The organism is Streptosporangium sp. NPDC003464 (genome assembly GCF_053588315.1).
In genome coordinates, this window is the sequence record NZ_JBSFPS010000026.1 from 47,945 (window position 1) to 53,944 (window position 6,000).

Annotated in this window: 6 protein-coding genes; 4 read left to right on the forward strand and 2 right to left on the reverse strand. The window is 73.0% G+C overall.

Annotated elements, in window-relative coordinates:
* Positions 1–20: 20 nt before the first annotated feature.
* Together ACWDS7_RS08890 and ACWDS7_RS08895 are read right to left on the reverse strand one after the other, a co-directional pair.
* Positions 21–899 carry a sugar phosphate isomerase/epimerase family protein gene (locus tag ACWDS7_RS08890; RefSeq protein WP_451928771.1) on the reverse strand — a complete coding sequence of 293 codons (879 nt, stop codon included), beginning with the start codon at positions 897–899 and terminating at the stop codon, positions 21–23.
* A gap of 3 nt (positions 900–902) precedes the next feature.
* Positions 903–1,829 carry a phosphotriesterase family protein gene (locus ACWDS7_RS08895; protein ID WP_451928772.1) on the reverse strand — a complete coding sequence of 309 codons (927 nt, stop codon included), beginning with the start codon at positions 1,827–1,829 and terminating at the stop codon, positions 903–905.
* Positions 1,830–2,312: 483 nt separating this feature from the next.
* Here ACWDS7_RS08895 and ACWDS7_RS08900 point away from each other — a divergent pair, with 483 nt between their 5' ends.
* From ACWDS7_RS08900 to ACWDS7_RS08915, 4 genes are all read left to right on the forward strand, one after another.
* Positions 2,313–2,792: a TIGR02611 family protein gene (locus ACWDS7_RS08900; protein ID WP_451928773.1), complete on the forward strand. Its 480-nt coding sequence runs from the start codon at positions 2,313–2,315 to the stop codon at positions 2,790–2,792.
* A 177-nt stretch (positions 2,793–2,969) separates the two neighbouring features.
* Positions 2,970–3,344, forward strand: coding sequence for a hypothetical protein (locus ACWDS7_RS08905; RefSeq protein ID WP_451928774.1), 375 nt, complete (start codon positions 2,970–2,972; stop codon positions 3,342–3,344).
* A gap of 216 nt (positions 3,345–3,560) precedes the next feature.
* Positions 3,561–4,760 carry a PucR family transcriptional regulator gene (locus ACWDS7_RS08910; protein ID WP_451928775.1) on the forward strand — a complete coding sequence of 400 codons (1,200 nt, stop codon included), beginning with the start codon at positions 3,561–3,563 and terminating at the stop codon, positions 4,758–4,760.
* A gap of 187 nt (positions 4,761–4,947) precedes the next feature.
* On the forward strand, positions 4,948–5,931 hold the full coding sequence (locus ACWDS7_RS08915; RefSeq protein WP_451928776.1) for a hypothetical protein: 984 nt from the start codon (positions 4,948–4,950) through the stop codon (positions 5,929–5,931).
* The last annotated feature ends 69 nt before the right edge of the window (positions 5,932–6,000 follow it).

Here is a 6,000-nt window from a genome sequence, read left to right on the forward strand (position 1 = left end):
GGCGGTGGCGGTGGGGGAGCTCAGCAGCCGTGGGCGCGCAGCCAGGCGCGGTTGGCGCGCTGGTCCTCCAGGGCCCGGCCGAGATCCTGGCCGGAGCCCGGCACGTCCTGTTCGACGACCAGCCAGCCCTCGTAGCCGCCGAGCCCGTCCAGGACGCCGGGCAGATCGACCTCCCCCGCGCCGAGCGGCGGGAAGGCGCCCCCCGCGACGACCGCCGTCAGGTCGCCGCCGGCGGCCCGCACCCGGTCGTGCGCCCGCCGGCTCGCGTCCTTGAGGTGGAGCTGCCTGATCCGGCCGCCCCACTCCCGCAGCGCCGCCACCGGATCGCCGCCCGCCAGCCACAGGTGCCCGGTGTCCAGGCAGAGCGACACGTCGGTGAGCTCCAGCAGCCGCTCCACCTCCTCCGGGGTCTCCACCAACGTCCCCAGATGGTGGTGGAAGACGGGTTCCAGACCGCGGTCGCGGCAGCGGTCGGCCGCCCGCTGGACCCGGGAGGCGAACCCCGCCCACGCCGCATCCGGCAGCCCGGGGGCGGCGCCCCGGGCGGACCGCTCCGGGTGGGCCGGGCAGGCGAGGGTGGGCCGGGGCGCGAACCGCCCGTCGACGGCCGGCGCGCTCGTGAACGCCGCCAGCGCCGCGTCCAGCCCGGCCAGGTCGGCCGCGAACCCGCCGGCGTCCTCGTAGCGCAGGTCGACCCAGCCGCCCGCCAGTCCCATCCCGGTCCGGGCCAGCCGCTCCCGCAGCTCGGGGCCGGTGCCGAGATAGCCGATCGGGCCGGAGTCGATCCCGTCGTAGCCCGCCTCGGCGAGCGCGCCGAGCAGCGCGTCGGGGTCCAGCGGGGCGCCGTCCGCCCGGTAGATCCCGAAGTTGACGGGGGCGTTCGCGACCTTGACCGCCATGGGTCACTCCCTACAGGTCAGCCAGCGGAGAGGATTGTCGTGGGTGATCAACCGGATGGTCTCCTCGCTGATCCCGGCCTCGCGCAGCCGGGGCAGGAAGGTGCGGAACAGGTGGCTGTAGCCGGCCCCGCCGTACCGCTCGATCTCGGAGACCCTGGACAGGCCGCTGCTGAGCAGCAGCCGGTGCGCGTATCCGGCCTCGATGAGGTCCAGCGCCTGCCGGAGCCGGTCGGCCCCCAGCGAGGTGAGGCAGACGTAGCCGCCCGTACCGACGATCTTACGGGGGATCGCCGGGTCGGTCCCCGCGTCGGCGACGCTGATCCGGTGGGCGGGCAGGCCCTGGCCGAGGAGGATCTCCAGCAGGGGCAGGGCGCCGCGGTGGTGGACGGCGACGGGCAGGCCCGAGGCCAGGGAGGCCCTGGCGGCCGCGGCCGCGCAGCGCTCCTCGGCGGGGGTCGGCTCCTGGCCCCACACGCCGATCTCGCCGATCACGCCGGGGCGGACGCTGGTGCCGTCCAGGCCGTCCTCGATCTCGGTCAGCAGGTGCCGGGTGAGGGCGTCCACGTCGGCGTCGAGCGCCCAGGCGGGGGTGAACGGCCCGGCGAAGAAGCCGGTCCCGGCCACCACGGCCACCCGGCTGCCGGCCGTGACGCGGGCCAGCGACGCGGCGTCCCGGCCCGTGCCGATGCAGCTCAGCTCGACGACCAGGCTGAGCATGTCGGACTGGCGCAGCCCGCACAGCTCCCGGGTGACCTCCTGCTCCTCGTCGAGCCAGCGGTGCGGGTCGGAGGGGGCACCGGCCGCCCAGCGCATGTCGCTGCGCAGGTGCTCGCGGGGGAGGATCGCTCCGGCGACGGCGGACGGGGCGCAGGAACCGCTGACGGTCCTGACGACAGGGGCCTCGTGTGTGATGAGAGGAGCCTCAGGCATGAACGGACATTAGCCCATATTTGGTGTAAATATCTCGGGAGTCCGCAGGGTTTTACCTTGCAGTTGTTAGTTGCGTCTCCAAACTATTGACGGTCCGTGGCCCGGCCTGTGAACCTCTGGGCGTTCATGCACCCGCATCATGGGCGGTCGAAGGCCAGGGTCCCGCCACCTGATCGTGCATGGCGGCTTGTCCGTTGCTCTGCGAGGGAAGCCGTACATGCGAAGAAGGCTGTTCGGCGTGCTCGCCGCCGTGGCGGTGGCGTGCGCGGCGGGCCGGACCGTCCTGACCGTGGTCCCGTACGGCCCTCCGGGGAAGCGCGGGACCACCCCGGCTCCCGCCGTCCGCCCCGTCGTCCTTCCGCCTGTCCGCCCCGCAGCCGGTCGCGGGTCATCCTCCGGAACAGGGGCGACTCATCCGCCAGAATGATTAGAGATGAGAGGTGCTGGCCTATTCTGGAGTGAAACGACCGCCCGGGGGAACGCGTGGCTATCTCAGACGGGGTGCGGAGCACCCAGGACAGCGCCGAAAGGCCGTCCGAGACCGGTGACGCCGACGTGTTGAAGGACGAGGCGGCGCGGCGGTCCGGAATTCACGGCTGGCTCGACGGCGTCCGGTCCACCCGCACCGGACGCCTCACCCTCAAAATCGTCATCGGCGTCATCGGCGCCGTGCTGGTCATCGCCGGCCTCATCATGGTCCCCTTCCCCGGCCCCGGCTGGCTGGTGGTCTTCGCCGGCCTCGCCGTCCTGGCCACCGAGTTCCACTGGGCCCACCGGCTGCTGGAGTTCGGCAAGCGGACCCTGTCGGCCTGGACGGCCTGGCTCGGCCGCCAGGGCTGGCCCGTCAAGATCCTGGTCGTCCTCGTCGCCGCCGTGGCCGCCGCGGCCATCGTCTACTACGGCCTCAAGCTGAGCTTCGGCCTGGACCTGGCCGTCGAGGCCCAGAAGCTCATCAACCGCTGACGCCGCTCCACCGCTCCGGGCGGCCATCGCCCCGGACGGTCGCGCCCCGGGCCTCCGAGGCTCCCGGGAGGCTTTACCCGGAGCTGCCGGGCGCGTGATCGTCTCGATGTGCCGCTCTCCGTAGTCTCTCCGTCTGATCATCACAGACGTCCCGAGACACAAGGAGAGTGGCAACCGATGCGCGCCCTGTCTTCGACGCTCGCCCTGGCGGCGGCCGCAGTCGTCGCCGTGACGGGCCCCGCCGCCCACGCCGACGCCGTCAACCTGGGCGCGACGGTCCAGGCCGGCGGCGAGGTGTTCCTCACCGAGGGACTGGTCCCCACCGCCCCCTACAAGGGCAAGGTGCTGGTCAAGCTGGAGAACAACACCGTGCCGGTGGAGATCAAGATCGGCAACTGCCGGGGCAGATATCTCGGCGCGGTGACGATCGCCGCCGACGACCACGCCCCCTACGTCGCCGCCGATCTCGACACGGTCCCCTCCTGCATCCGTTTCCGGATGAAGAACCTCGGCACCTCCCCGGCCACCGTCACGGGCGCCGGTTACTTCTGACCGGGCCGTCTGACCGGGCCGTCCGCCACCCCGGCCGTCGTCGGGGTCCCGGCCGGACCCGGTACGGCGAGCGGCCCGGACGGTCCCGGACGCCGTCCGCCGTACCGCACCGCTCCGTTGTCACCGGTGTGAGCGAGGTCACAGCGGAAAATGTGCGTTCCCGACAGAAGAAGCGACGAGGAGATCGGAGTACCGTCCGGGGCAGGAGGAGCCCACGTGAGCATTGCCCGCGCCGCCGAACAGCCGCTGGCCGACATCCCCCGGGAGTTCGCCGACGCCCTCCGCCCCTACCTGCGCGACCTGACCGAGGAGATGGCCGGCGAGATCCAGGCGAGCGTGCCCGAATACTCCCGGCAGAGCGGCGCCTACGCCCGCAACGTCAGGCACGCCGTGGAGGAGGCCCTCGCGGGCTTCGTGAACCGGGTCGGCGACAGGGGGGCCAGCCGGTCCCGGCTGCTGGAGGTCTACCGCGCGGTGGGCGGCGGTGAGGCCGCCGAGGGGCGGCCCCTGGACTCGCTCCAGTCCGCGCTGCGGATCTGCGCGAGGGTGGCGTGGCGAAAGCTGGCAGAGGAGTCCGAACGGCTCGACCTGTCCCGGCAGCGGATGTGCGACATCGGGGAGGCGATCCTGGTCTACCTCGACGAGATCGCCGCCGCGGCGGCCGACGGCTATGCCGAGGCTCAGGTGAGGGCGGCGGGCGAGCTCGAACTGCGCCGCCGGCGGCTGCTCGACCTGCTCGTCGCCGACCCGCCGGCCGATCCCCGGGCCGTGGCCGATCTCGCCAGGTCGGTGTGCTGGACCACGCCGCGCACCGTGGCCTGTGTCGCGCTCGCCGCACGTGTCCAGGGCGAGCTGCCCAGGCCGGGCCTGCCGCCCGACGTCCTCGCCGACCTCGACCGGTCAGACCCCTGCCTGGTCGTCCCCGACCCCGACGGCCCGGGGCGGCACGGCCTGCTCGACGCGCTGAGCGCCGACTGGACCGTGGTGATCGGCCCCGCGGTCGGCCTGGGCGAGGCGGCCCTGTCGCTCAGACTCGCCCGGGACGCCCTGGCCCTGGCCCGGCGCGGCGTGCTGGACGGCGGCCGGAGCATCAGGGCGGCGCAGCACCTGGCCACCCTGATGATCTTCCAGGACGAGGCGCTGATCCGCATCATGGGACGGGCGCGGCTGGCGCCCCTGCGCGACCTGCGGCCCGCCCAGCGCGACCGGCTGGCCGAGACGCTCCTGGCCTGGCTGCAGAGCGGCAACGCCACCGAGGTGGCGGCCCGGCTGCACATCCACCCGCAGACCGTCCGCTACCGGCTGCGTCAGGCCACCGAGCTCTTCGCCGACCAGCTCAGCACCCCCGGCGACCGCTTCGAGCTGGAGGTCGTCCTGCGGGCCCGGGCCGCCGGGCTGCCGGCCGTACCGGACTGACCTCCTGCCGGGCCGGTGCCCGCCGCGGCGGCGCCGTATCGGTCCTGCTCCGGAGAGGCCGAAAGGGCTGACTTAAATATCCGGGCGGCGCCATTTATGGAAGAAATCACATCTCGTATGAATATGCCGCCTAAACCAATCCGGTATAGGTCGCGATCATGAGGTGTTTTCTGCCTAAAATGCCGCCGTGTCTGTGACTCCTGGGATTTACCGACTGCTCGGATGCGCCGTCATCGTGATCTCGGTGGCCGCGCCGACCTCGCTCACCGCGCACGCCGCCGGGTCCGCGCCCGCCGCGGCGGCCGTGCCCGCCGCCGGGTCCGCGGACCTCGTGCTGCCCGGCACCCGGGTGACCGTGCGGGAAGAACCCGCCGACCCGCTCAAGGTCACCTCCTACACCCTCGGCAACGTGGCATACCTGCGCAGGAGCGCCGGGTTCGCCAAGCAGACCGGCTATCAGGAGATCACGGTCGGGCCCCGGGGGGCCAGGGCGCTCGCGGTCCCCACCGCCTACAACGCCGGACACGACTGGGTGCTCCTGGCCGACCTGGCGGCCAACAACGGCGCCAAGGTCCAGACCGTCGACAAGCCGCTGGTCGCCAAGTTCGCCCACTGGTCCCGCAACGGCACCAAGGCGGTCCTGACCGTCCAGCGCAAGAACGGCGCGGCCTGGGACACCACCGGCTTCGTGATCGTCGACGCGACGGCGAAGACCGCCCGGGCGGTGGCCGTGACGGGAGTGGACCGGACCGCGAGATTCCGCTGGAGCCCCGACGGCGCCGAAGTGGTCGCCGGACACCAGGGCGGCACCCGCTTCTACGGACAGGACGGCCGGATCCGGCGCACCCTGGTCAAGACGGGGATCCCCGCCGGCGGCGAGGACGTCTTCTCGCCCTCCGGACGGGCCCTCATGACCTGGTGCCCGGCGACCTACACCGAGCACGTCTGCTTCTGGGACCGCACCTCGGGCCGGCTCGCGGCCAAGGCGAACATCCAGCCCAAGGCCCTGCTGGGCTGGTGGGACGACAAGCACTTCATCGCGGTGGTCCCCAGCTCCGGCGCCTACCGGGCCGTCCTGGCCGACCTCAGGGGCAGGGCCGTGCGGGTGCTGGCCGACATCTCCGCCGAGGACTGGGCCAACAAGGTCTATCTCAGCTACACCCGCCGGTGACGGCCCCGGTCCGCGGTCCGACGGCGGTGCCGGCCGGGGCGAGGAGGCCATGGGCGGTGGCGGAACGGC